The sequence below is a fragment of the Halobacillus massiliensis genome (assembly GCF_900166625.1).
Classification (GTDB): domain Bacteria; phylum Bacillota; class Bacilli; order Bacillales; family Halobacillaceae; genus Halobacillus_A; species Halobacillus_A massiliensis.
Genome location: NZ_LT800499.1, coordinates 3,991,386 through 4,012,823, shown reverse-complemented (window position 1 = coordinate 4,012,823; position 21,438 = coordinate 3,991,386). Strand labels below are relative to the sequence as shown.

The following is a 21,438-nucleotide window of genomic DNA, read 5'->3' as shown; positions in this document are numbered from 1 at the left end:
CAATTACAAAAAATTCTACTTGAAACTAGTTTAAAGTTATGTAAATATATATGTCAATACTTGTGTATATACACTAAGGGAGGGATTAACATGCGGACATGGCACACAGAGGTTATTATCATTGGCAGCGGGCTCGCAGGGTTATTAGCGGCCTTAGAATTATCCTCTGTGAGGAAGGTTACTTTGGTTACTAAGTCTCTCCTTGGTGCTGGTAACTCCATTAAAGCCCAAGGAGGAATTGCAGCTGCTCTTACAAGAGCTGACAGTATAGACCAGCATCTGAAAGATACACTGCAGGCGGGCCACTATTTTAATGACAAAGAAGCTGCTGTGTCTATCCTGGAAAAGGCACCAGAGGTGATGCATAAGCTTTTTGCTCTTGGAATTCCCTTTGATAAAAACAGGAAAGGTGAATATGACTTGGCACAGGAAGGGGCTCACAGCGAAAGAAGAATATATCACGCAGGCGGGGACTCGACAGGCGCCCATATTATTGAAAAGCTAAAGGAGCATATAGCAGACAGAGTGGAAGTAGTTGAAGCCTTTACCGTATACGATCTCGTAATGGATGAAGGCCAATGTAAAGGAATCATAGGGAAAGATAAAAAGGGACAGACAAGCATGATTACAGCCCAAAGTACGATTGTGGCATCGGGAGGCTGCGGCCAGGTTTATGATATTACCTCTAATGCAGAAGAATCTACAGGTGACGGATTAGCCATGGCTTATCGTGCGGGAGCTAAGTTAATGGACATGGAGTTTATGCAGTTCCATCCAACGATGCTTGTATCTAACGATAAACAAGCTTGCCTGTTATCAGAAGCTATACGTGGAGAAGGAGGCAGACTGGTAGATGAAAAGGATCAACCCATTATGGAAAGACGTCATCCTCTTGGAGATTTAGCTCCTCGATCGATTACAGCACGTGTTGTCTGGGAGTACATAAAAAGTGGAAGAAAAGTCTTTCTGTCCATTAAACATGTAGACAATTTTCATAAAAGATTTCCGACGATCGCTGCACATGTTCAGGGAGAAAGAGGCATCTTAATGAACGATAGGATTCCCGTACATCCAGGCGCTCATTTCCTGATGGGAGGCATCTCTGTCAACAAATGGGGAGAAACAAACATTGAAAATCTTTATGCTATTGGAGAAGTGGCTTGTACCGGCCTTCATGGTGCTAACCGACTGGCTAGTAATTCTCTGCTTGAAGCTTCAGCTTCAGCATTAATGCTCAGTCAATGTATAAAAGCTAAAGCCATTCATAATAATTGGAAGCTCCCAGAAGCACCTATGATCTTTCAAGAAGAAAAGGATCTTCCTGATCTGGCAGAACTGAAGGTGAAGATGAGTCAGTGGGCAGGAATTATTAAAACTAAAAAAGATTTATTAAAAATGAGAAGCTGGCTTACCCGCTTCCATAGTGAATGTAGGGGACCTTTGTCTTTATCGTTAACGAAGGAGGCACTCGCCGCTAGAAATTGCCTGGATACAGCATGGATGATTGTAAATGCTGCATTAGTGAGGGAGGAGTCCAGAGGAGCACATATCAGAACGGATTATCCAGAAGAATCCCAATATTGGTCGGATTCTACCGTTTGCTGGGAAGGCAGCATGAGGATAGAAGAAAGCCGCACAACGAAAAGGGGAGAACCAAATGAATACGTTTTTACTTAAAGAAAAATTGAATAGTTTTTTTATGGAGGATATTGGATCAGGTGATGTGACAACAGAAGCTATATTCACAAGTGCCGACAGATCAAAGGCTAGTCTTGTCGCTAAAAGTAACGGAATCTTCTGTGGTGAAGAAGTTTTACATACAGCGTTTAGACTCTTAGATCCTGAGGCTGATGTAAATATGTATATAACAGATGGAGAAAAAATGAACAAAGGGGAAGTGATTGCAGAAGTTGAAGGCAGAACATCAGCGATTTTAAATGGGGAGAGAGTGGTATTAAACCTTATCCAGCGTATGAGCGGCATAGCGTCCTTAACAGCCGAGGCCGTATTCAATCTTGATGACCCTTCCATAAAGATATGTGACACACGAAAAACAGTGCCCGGATTAAGAATATTTGATAAGTATGCTGTACGCTGTGGTGGAGGAAGCAGTCATCGATACGGATTATATGATGCCGTGATGATAAAGGATAACCATATTGCGGCGGCCGGCAGCATAAAAAAAGCTGTTCAAAAAGTTAAACATTCCGCCTCTCATATGATGAAAATTGAGGTGGAGACGAAAGATAAAGCGGAAGTAGAAGAGGCTGTAATGGCTGGGGCAGATGTAATTATGTTTGATAATTCCACCCCTGAAGAAATTAAGTCCCATAAGGCCCTTGTCCCTGCTCATATTTTAACAGAGGCGTCAGGAAATATTACTTTAAGCAATATATCTTTATACAGACAAAGCGGAGTTGACTATATTTCTTTAGGAAGTCTTACTCATTCTGTTAAAGCAGCGGATATTAGCTTATTGATTGAAACGAAGGTCCCACTGAGAAAGGAAGTTTTAAAATGAAGCTGATGGAAAGTTTCCACGGTCACGCTCTTCCAGAGACTATTCGGTTAATGAGCCGGGGAGAAATGAAAGCCCGTGTGCGGTCAATTAAAAAGGAGCTGGGAAGCCGGCTTTATATGCCAGGCCATTATTATCAAAAAGATGAAGTCATTCAGTTTGCTGATTCAACTGGAGATTCCTTGCAGCTGGCAGAGACAGCAGCCAAAAATAAGGAAGCTGAATATATCGTTTTTTGCGGTGTTCACTTCATGGCGGAAACCGCCGATATTTTATCCGCCAGCCACCAAAAAGTCCTGCTCCCTGATTTAAGAGCAGGATGTTCAATGGCTGATATGGCTACAATCCGTCAAGTTGAGCGAGGGTGGACTCATCTTCAGGACAAGCTCGGCGATCGTATACTTCCTATAACGTATGTAAATAGTACGGCAGCCATAAAAGCTTTCTGCGGAGAAAACGGAGGAGCTACCGTCACTTCATCAAATGCTGCTAGGATGCTCAGCTGGGCATTTGCTCAAAAAGAGATTGTGCTTTTTCTCCCTGACCAGCACCTCGGACGAAATACAGCTTATAATCTCGGGATTCCTTTAAAACATATGGCTGTATGGGACCCGATCCAGGACTACCTGGAGTATGATGGGAATCTGAACGATATTCAAATCATTCTCTGGAAAGGACACTGCTCAGTTCATGAAAAGTTTACAACAGACAATGTCAGCAAGTTCAGACAAGAGTATCCGGATGGGAATATTATCGTCCACCCTGAATGTTCATTTGACGTCGTTCAATCAGCCGATGAGTCAGGATCGACTAGAAAAATAATAGACGTAATCAACAAAGCGCCCGCAGGGACGAAGTGGGCTGTAGGTACGGAAATGAATCTCGTTAACCGCATCGCTAAACAGGAAGACGATAAAATGGTTGTTTCATTAAATCCTAATATGTGTGCATGCCTGACGATGAACCGGATTGATCTGCCCCACCTTCTATGGTCACTTGAGAGTATTCTTGAAGGGAATCCTCATCATATAATTACGGTTGATGACAAGACTAAGGAAAAGGCAGAGATTGCGCTGAACCGAATGTTTTCTCGGAAAATATAAGTCGGGTTCTGTCTTAAGAGGCTTCTTTGATTATCACTTAAAGGAGAAGAGAGTTCCGTTTCCCTTGATAAAGAGAATCGGACCTGGGGAAACAACTCCCTTTCCATGGGCGAACGGTGAGGTTCCTCGGGCTTTTAGCCCTCCGGGATCTCACCCTGTTCTATCCTCCCATAGGAGTCTCGCCATTTCCCCCGGCCCTTTATGTTTTTTGGTGTAACGAAACAGTGAAATAGTGAGGACAAATACGATAGAAGTTTGAAGGGAATTCCCTTGTTCCATTTACATTGATAAAGGGAATCGGGCCTGGGGAAACAACTCGCTTTCCATGGGCGAACGGTGAGCTTCCTCGGGCTTTTAGCCCTCCGGGATCTCACCCTGTTCTATCCTCCCATAGGAGTCTCGCCGTTTCCCCTGGCCCTTTACGTTTTTTTCAGTAACGGAACATTTAAGAAGAGAGGATCAATCCCATTAGAGAGGTTACTGAGCTTACAGCGTTCCATTTCCACCAACTAATTTAAAGAGGCTGGGAAATGGCGAGACTCCTGCAGGGAGATAGAGCCAGGGTGAGATCCGCGAGTGTAACGAGCTAGCTCACCGGCTCCCCGCGGAAAGCGAGCTATTTCCTAGCCTCGTTCCTCTTATACAGTAAACGGAACAGCTCATTCTCTTCAGAATGGCGAGACTCCTGCAGGGAGATAGAGCCAGGGTGAGATCCGCGAGTGCAACGAGCTAGCTCACCGGCTCCCCGTGGAAAGTGAGTCTTTTACCAGATTCTTTTCTCTTTTTTCAATAAACGAAACAGCCATTTTCCTCTTTTCCAAACAAGATAAACAGGAACTGTATATCTTTCATCTTGCAACTCAAAAGTAACAAAAAAGGCTGTCTCTTCAAGTCTTTCATAGACTCTAGAAACAACCTCCTTATATAAATATTACAGATCATCAAACCCGTTATCTTCAGAAACTTTAGTATACTGCCTTGATTTCTGTTCAAAGAAATCAGATTTTCCTTCATCAACTTCCTGATAGGCACGAATCCATTTCAAAGGGTTTTCGTTATATCCCGGGTACGGCTTCTCAGCTCCAAGAAGTTTGCATCGCTTGTTGGCAATGAACTTAATGTAATCTTCAAGCTCATCTATCGGAATCCCGGGAAAATCATCGCCAATAATGTGATGAGCCCATTTGATCTCCAAGTCTACAGCTTCTTTGAAGGTTTGTGTGGCAAATTGTTCATAGTGTCCACGGTCGAGTTCAGGATTTTCATTAAGAGTTTCCTTAAATATATGGGCGAATAGATTGACATGAACTTGTTCATCTCTATTAATATAGTTAATCATCGTACTCGTGGAAACCATTTTCTGATTACGTGCAAGGTTGTAGAAGAACGCAAACCCGGCATAGAAGAAAAGCCCTTCTAATACAACATCATAGACGATAGATTTTAAGAAAGAATCCAATGTTGGTTTCTCTGCAAACGATTCATAGCCATCTGTAATAAAATTATTGCGTTCGATAAGGATTTCATCGTGCTTCCAATATTCAAAAATGCGCTCCTGTTCGCTTTGATCGACTAACGTTGATAATACATAAGAGTAGGACTGATTATGGACGACCTCTTGAAACGCGAGCACCTGCATTAATGCAGAAAGACTGGAATCTGTTAAATAATCAGCGATTTTACCAGAGTAATCGGTTTGTATCGAATCCAGAAACGCGAGCAGACCGATAATTTTTTTAAAAGAATCCTGTTCCTTCTCTGAAAGTGCCGGCCACTGCTTTAAGTCATTGCTCATATTGATTTCACTCGGAATCCAGAAGTTAGCGAGCATCGTTTTGTACATAGGATACGCCCAGGAATAGCGCGTGTGGTCCCAATTGAGTACGTTTGAGCTTCTGCCGTTTACGATTCCGGTGGAGGCATTGGGAGCTTGATGGTCTACAAGCTTTCGTTTTTCTAATATTTGGTCCATAATTTCTTCCTCCTTAAGATGAGCAGCTTTCACATTCATCGAATTCACCCTGGCTTGAAGTAGAGCGGGTGTAATAGGTTGTTTTCAGCCCCGATTTCCAGGCGTCTACGTGAAGATTCAGCAGCTCCTTCGCTTTTATCGTGTTTTTGACATACAAATTAAAGGAAATGGATTGATCGATATATCTTTGCCGTGCTGCATTCTGCCTAATACTCGTATGCTGATCAATGTCATAGGCTGATTTATAATACCAGTACGTCTCAGGGCTCAAATCTGGGGCAGTCACAGGAATTTTAAAGTCTTTCTTTTCCTCGGAATAAAATTTCTTAAAGATTGGATCAATGCTCGCCGTACTTCCTGCGATCAGAGAGGTACTGGAATTCGGAGCAACGGCCATAAGATAACCATTTCTAATCCCTTGTTTATGAACCTTTTCCTTTAGCGTGGTCCATTCGAATTTGCTATCTTGATCAAACGACCGTTTAACAAAAAATTCCCCTGTCTGCCAATCAGAACCTTCAAATAATGGGTAACTGCCTTTTTCTGCAGCCAGCTCACTGCTGGAAAGAATAGTATGGAAGGCAATTTCTTCATATACTTCGTGAGTATAATCAACCGCTTCATCACTTTCCCAGGCGATTTTTTTCTGGGCGAGAAGGTGAGCCCATCCAAACGTGCCAAGACCAATTCCCCGGTAAGACTGGTTCGTTAACTGAGCCTGAAGCACAGGGATGGTATTTCTATCGATTACGTTATCAAGCATACGAACCTGAATCGAAACGAGTCTTGACAATACGCCGGCTGGAACGGCTTTTCCAAGATTAATGCTTGAGAGGTTACATACTACAAAGTCGCCTGGAGTCTTTATCGTAATAATTTTTCCATCTTCGACAAGCTGTTCTTCCTGAGTGGTTGGACTCTGATTCTGAGTAATTTCCGTACAAAGGTTGCTGCAGTAGATCATTCCTTTGTGGGAGTTAGGGTTCATGCGGTTTACTTCATCTCTGTAAAACATATAAGGTGTACCTGTTTCGAGCTGTCCAATCATAATCCGCTTCATAATCTCAATCGCCGGAACTTTTTCTTTAGTAAGCTGTTCATTATTTACACATGCTTCATAGCGCTGTCTGAACGTACCGTAACCTCGTTCTTCGTCATAAGCATCTTCAAGCGAAAAGCCCATTACAGTGCGTACTTCATGTGGGTCGAATAAGTACCAGTCTTCACGGTTTTCTACAGTCTCCATAAACAAGTCTGGAATAGAGACACCGGTAAATAAATCATGGGTCCGCTGGCGTTCATCTCCATTGTTTAAACGGCTGTCTAAAAACGGAAAGATATCCTTATGCCAGACGTCTAAGTAAACAGCTACGGCACCCTGGCGCTGGCCAAGCTGGTCAACGCTGACTGCTGTGTTATTAATCTGCTTCATCCATGGCAGGACACCAGAAGAAACCCCTTTGAATCCCCGAATGTCACTGCCGCGGCTGCGAATTTTTCCTAAGTATACGCCAATCCCTCCGCCATGCTTGCTTAAGTTGGCGATGTCTGTATTACTGTCATAGATTCCCTGCAGGCTGTCATCAATTGTATCGATAAAACACGAACTCAGCTGTCCGTATCTTTTTCCTGCATTAGCAAGGGTAGGGGTAGCAACGGTCATATAAAGATGGCTCAAGGCCCAGTAGGCTTCTTTTACTAATCTAATTCTTTTGTCTTCAGGCTCCTGTGCCATAACTGTCATAGCGATAATCATAAAGCGCTCCTGTGGAAGTTCAAAGACAGCACCAGCTTTAGATTTCGCTAAATAACGGTCGCCCAGCGTTTTGATTCCGATATAAGTAAAGAGGCCGTCTCGTTCAGGCACAATGGATTTTTCTAACTCTTTCAGTTCTCCAGGCGTATAGTAATCAAGCAATGTCGGAGTATAAATCCCTTCGTCAATCAGAAGGTTGATTAGTTCATGGAGACCTGAGTAGACGTGCTCTGTGTTACGGTTTTTTCTGGCTTCTTCATACATTTGCTGTAAATGTATGCGGCTGGCCAGATATGTCCAATCGGGCGCTGTTTCACTAATTTCCGCAAGACATTCCAGGATAAGGGATTTGGCCTGTTCTTTTTGATCGCCTTGCAGCGTCTTTGCTTTTTCAATCATACGGTTCATTTCTAATGAAGGAAAAGAAGTCGTTTGAGATTCGAGCCATTCCTGCCAAAAGGCGGTTTGAAGAGATTGCATATTAGCACTCCTTTGTTTAAATGGTATTTATAAAGAAATTAATTCGGTCCATAAAAAAATCCGCTCATTAAATTGAGCGGATGAAACCATGAAACAAAGGAAATCTGCTGCCTTCCTGCATTCCATCGTTTCATCTTCTCAAACCCCGAAGAAGTAGAAACTTCTGCGAACGAAGACAGGTCTCCTGACTTACACTCGATTCTACTCTGGCCCTTCCCGTGCATGCACAGTGGGTGATCCGTTTCGCGAGTGATTACAGTTGCGGGGGCAGTTCTGGAATTTCACCAGATTCCCTATTAAGCCTAGTGGCATCTTCTATTCGCGGATACTATATATGGTGTTGTTGTTTTTAAATGTTAGCTTATATTGTGTTATAAGCATAACGAAGATTAAAAATGAATGCAACAATTTTATATAAAAACTCAGGAAAGAATATGGTTGAAAATAGAGGGAACGCTTATTTCAATATCGAATTTTATAGGGAGAAAGGTAGGATATTCATGGATGCAGAAAAGGCGTTAACCATTAATAAAAACTGCTGGAATTCGATCGCTCAGCATTTTAACGGAAAAGATGCTTTACCTTTTTACGGACCCTATAGCCAAAATGAAGAAGAGCTTCAGCTGCTCGGAAATATCAATCAGACTGCTGTGCTTGATATTGGATGTGGAAGCGGCCATTCTTTAGAATATGTTAGAAATAAAGGAGCAAAAGAATTATGGGGAGTTGATATTTCGGAGGCTCAGCTGCAAACGGCAAGAAAGCTTCTCCCCTATGAATATGTTTCCCTGCATTGCTGTCCGATGGAAGAAGCAAAGGGGATACTTCCAAGTAACCATTTCGATATCGTCTACTCAATTTACGCTCTTGGCTGGACGATGGATTTACCAAAAACTTTATCTTTAGTGTATTCCTCTTTAAAAAAGGGAGGAATCTTTGTATTCAGCTGGGAGCATCCTTTTTACCCGACATTGGATGTCAAAGAAGGTAGAATAGAAGTGGAGCAGGCTTACTCCAGCTCTCAGGATCGGGTCTTTGACAGCTTTAAAGAAGAGGGTATTCAGGCTGTAATGAAACGGAGAACGATGAGTACCTACATAAATGAACTCATTCAAGCAGGGTTTACGATAGAAAGGCTTATTGAGTGCGAGTGTTCTGAAGAAGATGTGTTTTACTCGGAACGTTATTATTCTTCTTTTAAAGCGAGTAAAGTACCTGCTACCTTTATATTAAAAGCTCGAAAGTAAGGAGAATAAAAAAATGAAATCTTTTAATTGGCATAAAGAGGCAGAAAAACAGTGGGATGAACGAGCTGAATTTTGGAATACCAACAGCCGTGCCATGTGGGACAGCGGCAGCCGGAAGACAATCATTCCCTTTATGGAACAGTATATAGAAAAAGGAAGCACTGTGGCCGATCTCGGGTGTGGCGATGGATATGGCTCATTTAAGCTCTTTCAAACTGGTTTTAATGTAACTGGAGTGGATATATCAGAGGACATGATCAAACGTGCAAAAAGCAGGTTGGAAGAAGACAAGCTTCAATTTGTTCAGGGCGATCTTGTATCGCTTCCATTAAAGGATGACAGCTTTGATGCAATTATGGCGATAAACAGTCTCGAATGGGTGCAAGTTCCAGCAGAAGGATTAAAGGAAATGAAGCGCATATTAAAGCCTGGCGGCAATTTGTGTATTGGGATCCTTGGGCCAACAGCAAAACCCAGAGTAAACAGTTATCGTCGCGTATACGGAGAGGAAGTCATCTGTAATACGATGATGCCATGGGAGTTTGAGCAGTTAGCTTTAGAATCGGGCTGGGAACTGATTGATGGACACGGTGTATGGAAGCGGGAGGCGGAAGGGAAAGACCTCTCAAGCTTCCCGCGTGACTTACAGCAGGCCTTAACGTTTATGTGGGTATTTATCTTAAAGAAACCAGTTGAATAAGCAGGAACAAAAATGCGCCGCTTCTGGCGCATTTTTTCTTTCTAACAAGGATGTTTACTTCAATATTGACATAGATTTAAATTAAGTTTAAATAATATGAATGCTGATACATCTTATCGGAATTATTAGTTTTGAGCAGCACTCATATTTTATTAAACGCAAGAAGGGAGCTACACCATGAGTACATTATTAGTAGTTGTAAACGTTGCGGTTTTAGTGGCTCTGATTGCTGTCTTGATTAAAATGCAGCAAAAAAGTTTTTCGTTCAGTAAACGCGTGTTTGCAGGTCTTGGATTTGGAATCATTTTAGGTATTTATTTGCAGACCGCGTTTGGTGCAGAATCCAAAATCGCAGCTCAGACGACAGACTGGTACAGTTTGGCGGGCAGCGGCTATGTCAAACTACTGATGATGATCGTCATTCCACTTGTAATGGTATCTATCATCCAGGCAATTATTAATTTGGAGAAAGCTTCAGAGCTGGGCAGAATGTCTGGATGGATTATTGGGATTCTAGTCACTACGGCAATGGCGGCAGGCCTTGTAGGTGTCGGAAGCTCGCTTTTATTTGACTTAAATGCCGACCAGATCGAAGCCGGTCAAGAGGAACAGGACAGAGGTCTTTATATGGAGGAGAATTTAGGAAATCTTCAGGATATGAGCACACCTGAAAAGATTCTTGAATTCATTCCTGCCAATCCGTTTCTAGATATGACAGGTGAACGTGCGACTTCTACAATCGCTGTAGTTATCTTTTCAGCAATTGTCGGCATTGCCGTACTTGGGCTCCGAAGAAAAAACCCCGAGCAGGCTGCAGTCTTCACGAAAGGTGTTCAAGCGGTTTACGCTGTCGTCATGAGAATAGTGACATTAATCCTCCGACTGACTCCAATTGGAATTATGGGATTGATGGCGAATACTGTAGCACAGACGAATGTAGCCGGAATTCTAGAACTTGGAAAATTTGTTCTCGCTTCATATACGGCCTTACTCGTTATGTTTATTCTTCACCTTGCACTGATTGCATTAAGCGGACTAAATCCGTTTATGTATTTAAGAAAAGTGCTCCCGGTATTAGGATTTGCTTTCACTTCAAGATCTAGTGCAGGAACCATCCCTTTAAATATTTCAGCTCAGAAAAACAGCCTCGGAGTCGACGAAGGAACGGCCAATATGTCTGCTTCTTTTGGTGCCACCATCGGACAGAATGGGTGTGCTGGTATTTATCCTGCAATGCTTGCCGTTATGATCGCCCCATCTGTAGGCATTGATCCGCTGAGTCCTGGATTTTTAATTCAATTAATTCTTTTAATTGGAATTAGTTCATTTGGAGTTGCCGGTGTAGGGGGAGGAGCTACGTTTGCTGCCCTTATTGTGTTATCATCCATGAACCTTCCTGTAGCATTAGCCGGCCTATTGATTTCCGTAGAACCGTTAATTGATATGGGACGTACCGCTTTAAATGTAAACGGTGCAATGACTTCAGGGACGATGACCTCAAGAATTCTTGGGAAATTCAATCGGGAGAAATTTAATGATCCAAAAGCAATTGAAAAAGATATTGCTATCTAACCTTCGAAGAGCCGGATGCCCGGCTCTTTTTTATTATAAAAACCTATCAAGTAACATTCCACAGCTTCTTCCGTTTCCTGTAATATGAGTTTAATTTCCCTTACTCTGTTTTAGGAGCCGGTGAGATCGTTGCACACACGGGTCTCACTTTGTATCTCCCTGAAGAAGTTTAAGATTGTCGCATTTTCACTTTCTCACTTTTAAAAAAGAGAAAAGACTGTTCCGTTTACTTTGGAAAGAAGCAAAGAGGCTGGGAATTAGCTCGCTTTCCGCGGGGAGCTCGTGAGCTAGCTCGCTGTGCTCGCGGATCTCACCATGGCTCTTCTCCCAGCAGGAGTCTCACCATTTCCCTGCCGCATTACCATGAATAGTGGACACGGAACGCTGTAATCTCAGTAAGCTCTCTCATGAGATCGATCCCCTATTCTTAAATGTTCCGTTACTCTTAAAAAACATAAAGGGCCGGGGGAAACGGCGAGACTCTTATGGGAGAAAAGAACAGGGTGAGATCCCGGAAGGCTTTAGCCTGAGGAAACTCACCGTTCGCCCATGGAAAGCGAGTTGTTTCCCCCGGACCGGTTCACTATATTCAGGCAAACGGAACAGAGGTCACCTTTTTTGAGAAAGAAAGATGGGAGTACAGACCAAGGGTGGATTGCATTAGCCTGAAAGTTCACCGTTCGCTCATGAATAGCAGGTCATTCCCCCGTCTCGGCTTTCATAATAATGAGAAAAGAAATTAACTTTCCCCACTTGAGAGACTTAAAACAGGTTCCTGAAGGCCTTTTAAGTAAAAATAACCAAATAATCATAAAATAACCACGATAATTATTTGTGAAAGCGTATGTAAATCGGGTAAATAATATAAAAGATCAAAAATAGAATGTTCCAGTAACCGTCATGAGCTAAAGGTTCCGTTTTCTTGTCAACTTTTGTAGAATATTGCAGGGTTTAAGTTCCATTTGGAGAATAACTAATTAGAGAGGTTAACTTTAAAAAAGGGGAGTATTATCACATGTATTCAGAAGAGATAATCAGGCGTGTAGAGCGGTCGCTCAGACAGGATGGAAATTGTGCCACAAAGACCTGTATAAAAGACTTATCCAAGGTCCAAGTAATGGACTTATATTTGATGGACTATGGCGAGAAAATCTCACCGTCTGAGGTCCGAAGAGTTATAATGGAAATTTTCGGGATAAATCTGGAAGGAATATCGTCTCTTGAAAAAATTCGTATTTCTGTGTTTTCCAAAGGTCAGTGGATTACTCAGCAGCCAAGGGATTTGTTTGTCGTTCATGCGGGGGCAGGGGATGTAGATGTGAAAATTTATCCAACAGATTATTTCAAGGAGCAATCCGGAATTGACAAAATCCCGGACTCGCTTGGGGAAAAGTTAGTGAAATTAGGATATCAACCTCAAAAAGACAAAAAGGAATATTATTATAGAGACCCATCCGCACAGCCCGTACCTATGGATTTTAAAGATGAGACTATGAGTGCAATTGGAGGAGTGGTTAAGCGGGATTATCAAGATTTATAAATAAAAAAGTTCCTCCACAAGAAAGGTGAAGGAACTTTTAATAACAGCTGCTCTCAAGTGAGAGCTCCTTTTACCGGGGAGTTCTCCTCTTTAATGTATGTTCCATAAAAATTCAGCCACGGCTTTGTCTACACCTTCATGTTCATGCAGCCCTGAATGAGTCGCTGCGGGACCGGTAAACACGAGTGCATTATAGTTTTTAGCTGGAACAATCCCCTGAAGGCCAAATGCACTTTGCTTCGTAACAAGTCCATCCCAATGTTCTTCTTCTCGGTCGTTTTCATTGATAACTCCTGCAATGGCAAGAGCCTGGATCTCTTCATCGAAATTCTCTTTACTGTTTAACATTGTAGCTAAGGCGTTGGATTCTATCTGCAGGTCTACTGTTGCTTCTCCTGTATTTATATTAAAATACTCCATCTGGCCAATTCCCAGAAAAGGACTGCCGATTGTGATTAACTTCTGGACTCCAGGATAATCGCCTTTCTGGTTGTTTAGCAGAAAGTTAGTGGATGCCAATCCGCCCATAGAATGACCGACTAAGTTAACCTGTGTAATCGCATAATCGTGTCGAAGGGTCGTCATAATGGTTCTTAACCAGTTTGTCTGATCAGCGATGCTTGCCCGGTTATTTTCAAAAATGATTTGTATGAAAGGATTCATGTCATGAGGAATGCCTCCGCGAATTCTAACTGTACCTTCTGACGTTACGTAAATGACCATTCGCTTCTTTCCCCAATTATTATCTTCGAATCGATCGAGCATTGTATTAAAGGATCCAGGACCGCCTTTATAACCGTGTACAAATACAGTTGGTGTCACGACAGACGGCGGCTCGGAGCGTGTTGGTGTAGAGCTCAAAAAGAATAGGGATGCTCCCATTACGAAGGATAAAATCGTAATCCATATAAACTTTTTTTGATGATGTTTCACTTTATCCAACATGGTGAGCCTCCAAAAAATGTACTGCCCTTAGTGTAATATAGAATTAGTTTATTATAAACCTATTATTTCATTTTTGTTACAATTGTTACATGTTTGTCATAATGAACGGCGTTTTAATCAATTATTATCTCCTCAGCTTCTGCAACAGCCTCAAAACCTCCAGATACAGCCATACAAGCGTAATCATAAGCCCGAATGCTCCATACCATTCCATATGCTTAGCAGCTCTTCGTCTGACTCCCCGTTCAATAAAATCAAAATCCAGAACGAGATTTAAAGCGGCGATTCCGGCTATGAAGAGATTAATGCCAATACCTATCCATCCATTTGAGTGAAGGTAAGGAACCTGGGAATTGAAAAATATATTTAAAACAAAGTTTATTAAGTAAACGATTAAAATACCGAGGGTTGCGGCAATCACCATTTTCCTGAATTTTTGAGTAACCCGGATAATTCTCAGTGAGTAAAGAATCAGTAATCCGGCCATTATGCCAAAAGTGATCGATACAGCCTGAAGAACGATTCCTGAATACATGGATTCAAGAATAGAGGACAGCCCTCCAATAAAAAAGCCTTCAAGGGCCGCATAAATTGGTGCAGTTACAGGGGCGGCTTTCTTAATGAAAATAGTAATTAAGGCAAAAATCAGGCTCCCGACAAGTCCGATCATCATCATTGTTCTTACATCGGCACCCTGTTCATATTGATACCATGTATACCCGGCGGTACCTAATAAAAAGAGAAACAATAAGGTGGTTTTACTTATTGTGCCTCCAAAGCTCATAGATCTTCCGGAAGTATTTTCTCTGGAAAAAATTTTATCATTTAATACTGGATTTCCCGAACGCATGTCTATCCCTCCTGTCTCAATGTCTATTTCCCATTAATGCTAACAATTAAGCCACTCGATGCGAAAGTATTATGATGTTTATATTTTCCTTTTTACAGGAAAACTAAAGATAAGTTTTTACTTAGAAAGGAGAATTACTTTGAATCAAGAAGAATTAAAGAAGAGAATATATGATATTATGGAGCAGCACAAAATCGGAACATTGGCATCTGTAAAGCAGGGAAAGCCGCATACTCGTTATATGACGTTTTCAAATGATGATGAGTTCACGTTTTACACTCCGACTAACAGAGAGACTCACAAGGCTGATGAAATTGATGAGAACCCAAATGTCCATATCCTCCTTGGTTATGAAGGAGAAGGCTTTGGGGATACCTATCTTGAAGTAGAAGGCCAGGCAAAAATCAGGGAAGATCAAAAAATTAAAGATTGGCTTTGGAATGACCATATGGATCGATGGTTTAACGGAAAAGAAGATCCTGAATATATCGTGCTTGAAATTTACCCTGAAACGATACGCCTGATGAACGCTGAAGAGAAAACACCGCAAACTTTAGAAATGTAAGAAAAAGCTGCTTCCCTTCATTGTGGGAAGCAGCTTTTTTAGTGGTGCAGGGCATGCTGAATCATTTGCTGGAGCACATTAATGACGTGTTCATCATCATGGGAATAATACATAGTGGTTCCTTCTCTGCGGTATTTCACAAGTCTTAAATTTTTTAAGAAACGCAGCTGGTGGGAAACGGTAGATTGTCTGAGGTGAAGATTCTCAGCAATTTGGTTCACACTATACTCTTTTTCAAAGAGAAGGTTTAAGATTCTCACCCTCGTCGGATCTGATAGAGCTTTAAAGGTTTGGGTGACGACAAACAATGTTTCTTCGTCCAAGTCTTTGGAGTAAAAAGGGTGGTCATCCATAGGTCAGCCTCCTTTTTCATTTTCTTTCATCGAACAGTACTCATCCTCATATTCGATTTCAATCGTCATATGATCGAGATGAATGTGACTTACTGCCTGTTTCACCTGTTCCTTAATAGCGCATAGATCTTCTTTATTTGAAGAGGCAGGCACAACGACATGTGTGGAAAAAGCATGGTGCTCTCCATCGAGTGACCATAAATGAGTATGGTGGGTGGACTGTACAGATGGAAGCTGCTGAATCTTACGAATAATGTCGTTTAAATTAATATTCTCTGGTACTGCCTCAAGGAACAGACGCATCGTTTTAATTAAGTTAAGGATAACATTATATAAAATGTAAAGGGTAATTAAAATCGACGCAATTGGATCAAGGATGGGCAGGTCGGCAAACGTCATTACGATACTGACAATTAACACGGCTGCCCACCCGAGAACGTCTTCCAGCAGGTGCCAGCTGATAACTTTCTGATTCATTGATTCACCGCTGCGAAGTTTAAAAACTGCTGCTCCATTCACAAAAATACCGAGGACGGCAAGCCCCATCATTCCAACAGTATGGGGCTGCTGTGGATCTAGCAGCCTGGGTACAGCCTCAGTTAAAATAAAGAAGGAGCCGATTATTAGCACCGTACTGTTAATTAAAGCGGCCAATAAAGAAAATCGCTTATAACCGAACGAGAACTGCTGGTTTTTTTGCTTTTTTGAAAAGTTTTGTAAAAACCAGGCGAGTCCTAATGACAGGGAATCCCCTAAATCATGCAGAGCATCTGAAATAATAGCCATACTATTTGTTAAAATACCGCCAATTAACTCAATAATAGTAAAGAAAAAATTAAGAAAAAATGCTACTTTAATGTTTCCGGTTGTATGGTCCTGATGATGGTGATGTCCCAAGCTAAACCGCCTCCTTATTTCAATATGTGTGTATGTGTTCATAAATATCATAATATAGAATGAATATAAAGTGATTACATCTAAGGGGGGAATGGACAAATTTTGGCTACCTTAATTTACCCGAAGGTATATAATTTAAACGAACAGGCAATCTGATACTAATTGCACCAGAGGAGGTTCTTAAGTGGGCTGGAATAAAAAAATGTTTGATGATTTAACGAAAAGAGAGCTATATACCATTCTTCGAATTCGTACACAGGTTTTTGTTGTTGAACAAAATTGTCCATATGAGGAAGTTGATGGACGGGATGAGGAGTGTACACATATATGGAAGGAAGATAACGGCGATATTGTAGCTTATTGTCGCATCGTTCCGCCAGAAAAACCGGACGAATATTATTCAATTGGACGTGTACTAGTGACACAGGAAGCTAGAGGAAAAGGTTATGGAAGAAAATTGATGAATACGGCGCTAATGACGCTTTATGAATGGGAAGTGTCTGCTGTTCAGCTTCATGGACAGGAATACTTAAGAGATTTTTACCGATCATTCGGTTTCGAAGAAGTAACGGACGTTTATCTGGAAGATAATATTCCCCATGTAGATATGGTATTGAAAATGCCTCCTGCGCGTTAGAATGTTTAATCAAGAATAGTAGTCGGGAACATTTGTCTGTGAACCTATTTTTGGGAGGGATTTTTAATGAGTTCACAGAAGTGGGCAATGCAATACATCAATGGAGAATGGAAAAAAGGATCCAGTGAGAAAACTGTTGAAAATATAAATCCTTATACAAATGAAACAATTACAACGATTCCTTCAGCAAATGCGGAAGATTTAAATGAAGCCTATCAGGCAGCAGAGGATGCAAGGAGTAATTGGGAAGGGCTGCCCCCTGCCGAAGTTGAAGGGTATTTTGATAAGCTGATAACCGTAATGAAAGATAGAAAAAGCGAAATTATCGACTGGCTGACGAAAGAGGCTGGAAGTACTCAGGTGAAAGCCCAGGTGGAATTCGAAGCGGCAATGGCTATAACAAAAGAAGCTTCTTCTTTTCCAACCAGAATGACCGGCCAGATTTTGCCGTCGAATACTCCCGGAAAGGAAAACAGAGTCTATCGGGCGCCTAAGGGAGTGGTAGGAATCATCGGGCCATGGAATTTCCCATTTCACTTAGCCATGCGCTCAGCTGCTCCTGCATTAGCGACAGGAAACACCATCGTTATTAAACCTGCATCTGATACACCAGTAACTTCAGGTCTTCTTATTGCTGATTTAATGGAAGAAGCAGGATTTCCAAAAGGAACGGTAAACGTCGTCGTCGGGAGAGGTTCTGAAATTGGTGATGAATTTGTTACACATCCTTCGGCAAAACTTATTTCGTTTACAGGATCAACTGAAGTCGGAAGCCATATCGGAGAGCTTGCCGGGAAGCATATAAAAGATACGGCACTCGAACTTGGCGGCAACAATGCAATGCTCGTCCTCGATGATGCGGATATAGAAAAGGCAGTAGAAGCAGGAACCTTCGGAAATTTCCTTCACCAGGGCCAGATTTGTATGTCTTTAAACCGGATCATTATCCATGAGAACATTCATGACAAGTTTGTCGATGCCTTTAGGGAGAAAGTTGAAGGCTTAAAAGCAGGAAACCCTGAAGATCAAGACACTGTAATTGGTCCACTGATTAATAAAGGCGCGGTCGAGCGGCTTCAGGATGAAATCCAGAAAACGAAGGATCAAGGCGCAGAGTTGATTACAGGTGGAAACGTCAACGGAAATGTGCTCGAACCGACACTTTTCACCCATGTAACAAATGATATGCCGGCGGCTAAAAATGAAATGTTTGGCCCGGTAGCTGTCATTATAAAGGTGAAGAATGAAGAAGAGGCCATTCAAGTAGCCAATGATACACCTTACGGATTAAGCGGCTCTGTTTTTACAGAAAATATAGAGCGCGGAGTGAAAGTCGCCAAGCAGGTCAAAACAGGAATGATTCACGTTAATGATCAGTCTGTAAATGATGAAGCCCACGTTGCTTTTGGCGGAGAAAAAGAGTCAGGTCTTGGAAGATTCGGAGGCCAGTGGGCACTTGATAAGTTTACAACTGTGAAGTGGATTGGTGTAATGGATGGTTATCGGGAGTTTCCGTTTTAAGTATAGAAAGAGAGACTCAAAGAGTGTAAAAAGCGCGTGAGATATTATAGTTCACGCGCTTTTTTAAAACTACATGAAAAATCCGCCGGAGACATATCGCCTCGGCGGATTTTCTATGTCTGCTGTTTGAACTTCTTAAACCGCTGGACAGCATCCTTTAAGCTTTCGTGAGAATTGTTTAGTCCTATCCTTACATAGTTCTCTCCATACTTTCCAAATCCAATGCCGGGAGCGACAAACAGTCCCACTTCTTCGAGAAGGGCATCGGCAAATGTCTCAGAAGTAAAACCATCAGGAACCTTCAGCCACATAAAAAAGGATCCCTTACAAGGAGCCGTTTCATAGCCAGCTTCCCGCAGCCCTTCCTGTAGGATATTACGGCGCTCCTCATAGGTTTTCTGTAAATCCTCCACACATTTCTGGGATTCAAGCAGTGCTGTAGCCGCTGCATCCTGGACCGCTCCAAAAAGACTGCAGTGATAGTGATCCTGGATCAGCTCGAGGGCGTCGACAACACTGTGATTTCCAACTGCAAAAGCGATTCGCCATCCTGCCATATTATAAGTTTTCGACATTGTATATATTTCAACTCCAACATCTTTAGCTCCTGGCATTTCTAAAAAGCTTAGAGGCTTGTCCCCATCGAAACCGATGGCGCCATAAGCAAAATCATGAACGACACATATATCGTTCTGATCAGCTACTTCAATCGTTTCTTCAAAAAACTCACGGTTTGCAACAGCAGCAGTAGGGTTATTAGGATAATTAAGAAACATAAGCTTCGCTTTCTTTAGAACTTCCGGATCAATGTCGCTGTAGTCCGGAAGAAATGCATTCTCTTCAAGAAGCGGCAGCGGCTCCATGACTCCGTCAGCCAGAGCTACGCCTGACCAGTAATCCGGATAGCCGGGATCAGGCACGAGCGCAATATCCCCCGGATTTAGAAAACATTGACTTAGTTCCACGAGTCCGGCTTTACTGCCAAATAAAATGGCTACTTCTTTTTCTGGATCCACATCGACATCAAATTCACGCTTATAGTACGCAGCTACTGCTTCCTTTAAGTGATCAAACCCATGAAAAGGCGGGTATTTATGATTGACAGGATTTTCGGCAGCTTTTTGTAAGGCTTCAACTATGTGGTCAGGGGTTGGCTGATCGGGGTTTCCCTGTCCCAGGTTAATAAGATCATGGCCTTGCTTACGATATGTATTCAGCTTGTCAACAAGCTTGGCAAAAAACTGATCAGGCAACCGTTTTATGGATTCAGACTGATTGAATTGTTTCATAGACTCCTACCTTCCGATTCGTTTTTTGAAAAGTTTAATAATTCATACTAACGTGGGGGGATGAATTTGTAAAGGGCGGATTTTTAGCGTGACAATTTAAGGGTATAACTATGTTAGAAGGAGTGATGGATGTGCGAATTGTAATTATCGGCGGGGATGCTGCCGGAATGAGTGCAGCGATGCAGATCGTTCGAAATAGTAAAGGGCATGAAGTGATTACACTTGAACGAGGAGGAGTGTATTCATATGGCCAGTGCGGGCTTCCTTATTTAATAGGAGGAGAGGTCAATTCATCTGAAGACTTAATTGCCCGCACTCCTGACACCTTTCGGGAGAAGCATGGAATTGATGCAAGAATTCATCAGGAAGTGACAAAAGTGGACTGTGATCAAAAGATTGTTCACGGGTATGATCACGAGGAAGAAAAGGAATTCGAAGTGAAGTATGACAAGCTTTTGATCGCTACAGGTGCGGATCCAATCCTGCCTCCGTGGGAAGGAATTAATCTTGAAGGCATTTTTCCTTTAAAAACTATCCCGGATGCAGAGGCGATTATGAGAGACTTAGATAAAAGTGTCGAGCGTGTCGCGATCGTAGGCGGAGGCTATATCGGACTGGAAATGGCAGAAAACCTCGTGAACTTAGGGAAAAAAGTCCGACTAATTGATCGAAGCGGAGAGCTTGCAAAGATTTTTGACCCTGAAATGTCCGCTCTCATTCATGAAGAAGCTGATCGCAATGGCATAGAGCTTTCTCTTGGAGAGTCAGTCGAAGGCTTTGAAGGTGAGGAAAGAGTTCAAAGTGTAATCACAGATAAGGGTAAGTATACATGTGACCATGTTCTTCTTGCAGTTGGAGTTACTCCAAATACAAAGTTTCTCGAAGGTACAGGGATTTATAAAAGCTATAATGATGCCATCCAGGTAAACAGCTTTATGGAAACGAGTATTATGGATATTTATGCGGCTGGAGACTGTGCTACTCAATATCACCGAATAAAAGAGAGACATGATTACATACCCCTTGGAACTCATGCGAATAAGCAAGGCCAGATTGCCGGTTTAAATATGGTGAATATCCATAAAAGTTTCCAGGGCATTACTGGTACCTCAATCCTAAAGTTTTTCTCTTTGACATTGGGGCGTACAGGGATATCCTGCCGTGAAGCGGAGCAGGAGCATATACCTTATCGAACAGTTTCTGTCGAATCTACCCATGCCGCTGGTTATTATGCTAAAAACAAAATAACCTTGAAGCTTTTGTACAATGAAAAATCAAGAAAGCTACTAGGAGGGCAGATTATTGGTGAAGAAGGTGTAGACAAACGGACAGATGTCCTGGCTACAGCCCTTTATCATGAAATGACAATTGATGAACTTCTTGACTTGGACCTCTCCTATGCTCCACCGTATAACAGTGTGTGGGACCCTATCCAGCAGGCAGCAAGAAAAGCAACATAACCTTCGAAGTATTTCCTCTGCTTGTGGTAGTAT

At 42.1% G+C, this 21,438-nt stretch carries 18 protein-coding genes and 1 riboswitch; of the genes, 11 read left to right on the top strand and 7 right to left on the bottom strand.

Annotated elements, in window-relative coordinates:
• The first annotated feature begins 90 nt into the window (after positions 1-90).
• The 3 genes from nadB to nadA are packed head-to-tail and all read left to right on the top strand — an operon-like array spanning position 91 to position 3,621.
• Positions 91-1,677, top strand: coding sequence for an L-aspartate oxidase (nadB, locus tag B7E06_RS19895; protein ID WP_179134103.1), 1,587 nt, complete (start codon positions 91-93; stop codon positions 1,675-1,677).
• Entirely contained in the window at positions 1,658-2,521 is an 864-nt protein-coding gene (gene nadC, locus B7E06_RS19890) for a carboxylating nicotinate-nucleotide diphosphorylase (protein WP_082235617.1), read from the top strand. Before nadB ends, nadC begins: the two co-directional genes overlap by 20 nt.
• Positions 2,518-3,621: a quinolinate synthase NadA gene (gene nadA / locus B7E06_RS19885; RefSeq protein WP_082235616.1), complete on the top strand. Its 1,104-nt coding sequence runs from the start codon at positions 2,518-2,520 to the stop codon at positions 3,619-3,621. Before nadC ends, nadA begins: the two co-directional genes overlap by 4 nt.
• Positions 3,622-4,552: 931 nt before the next feature.
• Here nadA and B7E06_RS19880 read toward each other — a convergent pair.
• Positions 4,553-5,593 carry a ribonucleotide-diphosphate reductase subunit beta gene (locus B7E06_RS19880; protein ID WP_082236079.1) on the bottom strand — a complete coding sequence of 347 codons (1,041 nt, stop codon included), beginning with the start codon at positions 5,591-5,593 and terminating at the stop codon, positions 4,553-4,555.
• A gap of 13 nt (positions 5,594-5,606) precedes the next feature.
• Positions 5,607-7,829 (bottom strand): ribonucleoside-diphosphate reductase subunit alpha, encoded by a 2,223-nt coding sequence (locus B7E06_RS19875; RefSeq protein ID WP_082235615.1) that lies wholly within the window; start codon positions 7,827-7,829, stop codon positions 5,607-5,609.
• Positions 7,830-7,987: 158 nt separating this feature from the next.
• Positions 7,988-8,160, bottom strand: a riboswitch (cobalamin riboswitch).
• 169 nt (positions 8,161-8,329) lie between these two features.
• On the opposite strand from B7E06_RS19875, the gene B7E06_RS19870 reads away from it, so the two are divergent.
• From B7E06_RS19870 to B7E06_RS19855, 4 genes are all read left to right on the top strand, one after another.
• Complete coding sequence (locus B7E06_RS19870; protein WP_082235614.1) at positions 8,330-9,076, top strand: class I SAM-dependent methyltransferase; 747 nt, start codon at positions 8,330-8,332, stop codon at positions 9,074-9,076.
• A 13-nt stretch (positions 9,077-9,089) separates the two neighbouring features.
• Positions 9,090-9,776: a class I SAM-dependent methyltransferase gene (locus B7E06_RS19865; RefSeq protein ID WP_082235613.1), complete on the top strand. Its 687-nt coding sequence runs from the start codon at positions 9,090-9,092 to the stop codon at positions 9,774-9,776.
• 177 nt (positions 9,777-9,953) lie between these two features.
• Positions 9,954-11,348, top strand: coding sequence for an L-cystine transporter (locus B7E06_RS19860; RefSeq protein ID WP_082235612.1), 1,395 nt, complete (start codon positions 9,954-9,956; stop codon positions 11,346-11,348).
• Positions 11,349-12,363: 1,015 nt separating this feature from the next.
• Positions 12,364-12,888, top strand: a complete 525-nt coding sequence (locus tag B7E06_RS19855) for a hypothetical protein (protein ID WP_082235611.1) — start codon at positions 12,364-12,366, stop codon at positions 12,886-12,888.
• Positions 12,889-12,978: 90 nt separating this feature from the next.
• On the opposite strand, the gene B7E06_RS19850 is transcribed toward B7E06_RS19855, so the two are convergent.
• Together B7E06_RS19850 and B7E06_RS19845 are read right to left on the bottom strand one after the other, a co-directional pair.
• Entirely contained in the window at positions 12,979-13,833 is an 855-nt protein-coding gene (locus tag B7E06_RS19850; RefSeq protein ID WP_082235610.1) for an alpha/beta hydrolase, read from the bottom strand.
• Between the two features lie 124 nt (positions 13,834-13,957).
• A complete protein-coding gene (locus tag B7E06_RS19845) occupies positions 13,958-14,683 on the bottom strand; it encodes a Bax inhibitor-1/YccA family protein (RefSeq protein ID WP_082235609.1) in 726 nt (241 codons plus the stop codon).
• A 139-nt stretch (positions 14,684-14,822) separates the two neighbouring features.
• Here B7E06_RS19845 and B7E06_RS19840 point away from each other — a divergent pair, with 139 nt between their 5' ends.
• The gene (locus B7E06_RS19840) at positions 14,823-15,248 is read left to right on the top strand and encodes a pyridoxamine 5'-phosphate oxidase family protein (protein WP_082235608.1); all 426 of its coding nucleotides are present in this window, start codon (positions 14,823-14,825) and stop codon (positions 15,246-15,248) included.
• A 38-nt stretch (positions 15,249-15,286) separates the two neighbouring features.
• Here B7E06_RS19840 and B7E06_RS19835 read toward each other — a convergent pair whose 3' ends face one another.
• Both B7E06_RS19835 and B7E06_RS19830 read right to left on the bottom strand, forming a co-directional pair.
• Entirely contained in the window at positions 15,287-15,601 is a 315-nt protein-coding gene (locus B7E06_RS19835; RefSeq protein ID WP_082235607.1) for an ArsR/SmtB family transcription factor, read from the bottom strand.
• A 3-nt stretch (positions 15,602-15,604) separates the two neighbouring features.
• A complete protein-coding gene (locus B7E06_RS19830; protein ID WP_082235606.1) occupies positions 15,605-16,498 on the bottom strand; it encodes a cation diffusion facilitator family transporter in 894 nt (297 codons plus the stop codon).
• A 184-nt stretch (positions 16,499-16,682) separates the two neighbouring features.
• Here B7E06_RS19830 and B7E06_RS19825 point away from each other — a divergent pair, with 184 nt between their 5' ends.
• Together B7E06_RS19825 and B7E06_RS19820 are read left to right on the top strand one after the other, a co-directional pair.
• Positions 16,683-17,135, top strand: coding sequence for a GNAT family N-acetyltransferase (locus tag B7E06_RS19825; protein ID WP_179134102.1), 453 nt, complete (start codon positions 16,683-16,685; stop codon positions 17,133-17,135).
• Between the two features lie 66 nt (positions 17,136-17,201).
• Positions 17,202-18,656: an aldehyde dehydrogenase family protein gene (locus B7E06_RS19820; protein ID WP_082235605.1), complete on the top strand. Its 1,455-nt coding sequence runs from the start codon at positions 17,202-17,204 to the stop codon at positions 18,654-18,656.
• A 113-nt stretch (positions 18,657-18,769) separates the two neighbouring features.
• Here B7E06_RS19820 and B7E06_RS19815 read toward each other — a convergent pair whose 3' ends face one another.
• Entirely contained in the window at positions 18,770-19,945 is a 1,176-nt protein-coding gene (locus B7E06_RS19815) for a pyridoxal phosphate-dependent aminotransferase (RefSeq protein WP_082235604.1), read from the bottom strand.
• Between the two features lie 131 nt (positions 19,946-20,076).
• On the opposite strand from B7E06_RS19815, the gene B7E06_RS19810 reads away from it, so the two are divergent.
• Positions 20,077-21,405 (top strand): CoA-disulfide reductase, encoded by a 1,329-nt coding sequence (locus B7E06_RS19810; RefSeq protein WP_143414528.1) that lies wholly within the window; start codon positions 20,077-20,079, stop codon positions 21,403-21,405.
• Positions 21,406-21,438 lie beyond the last annotated feature (33 nt).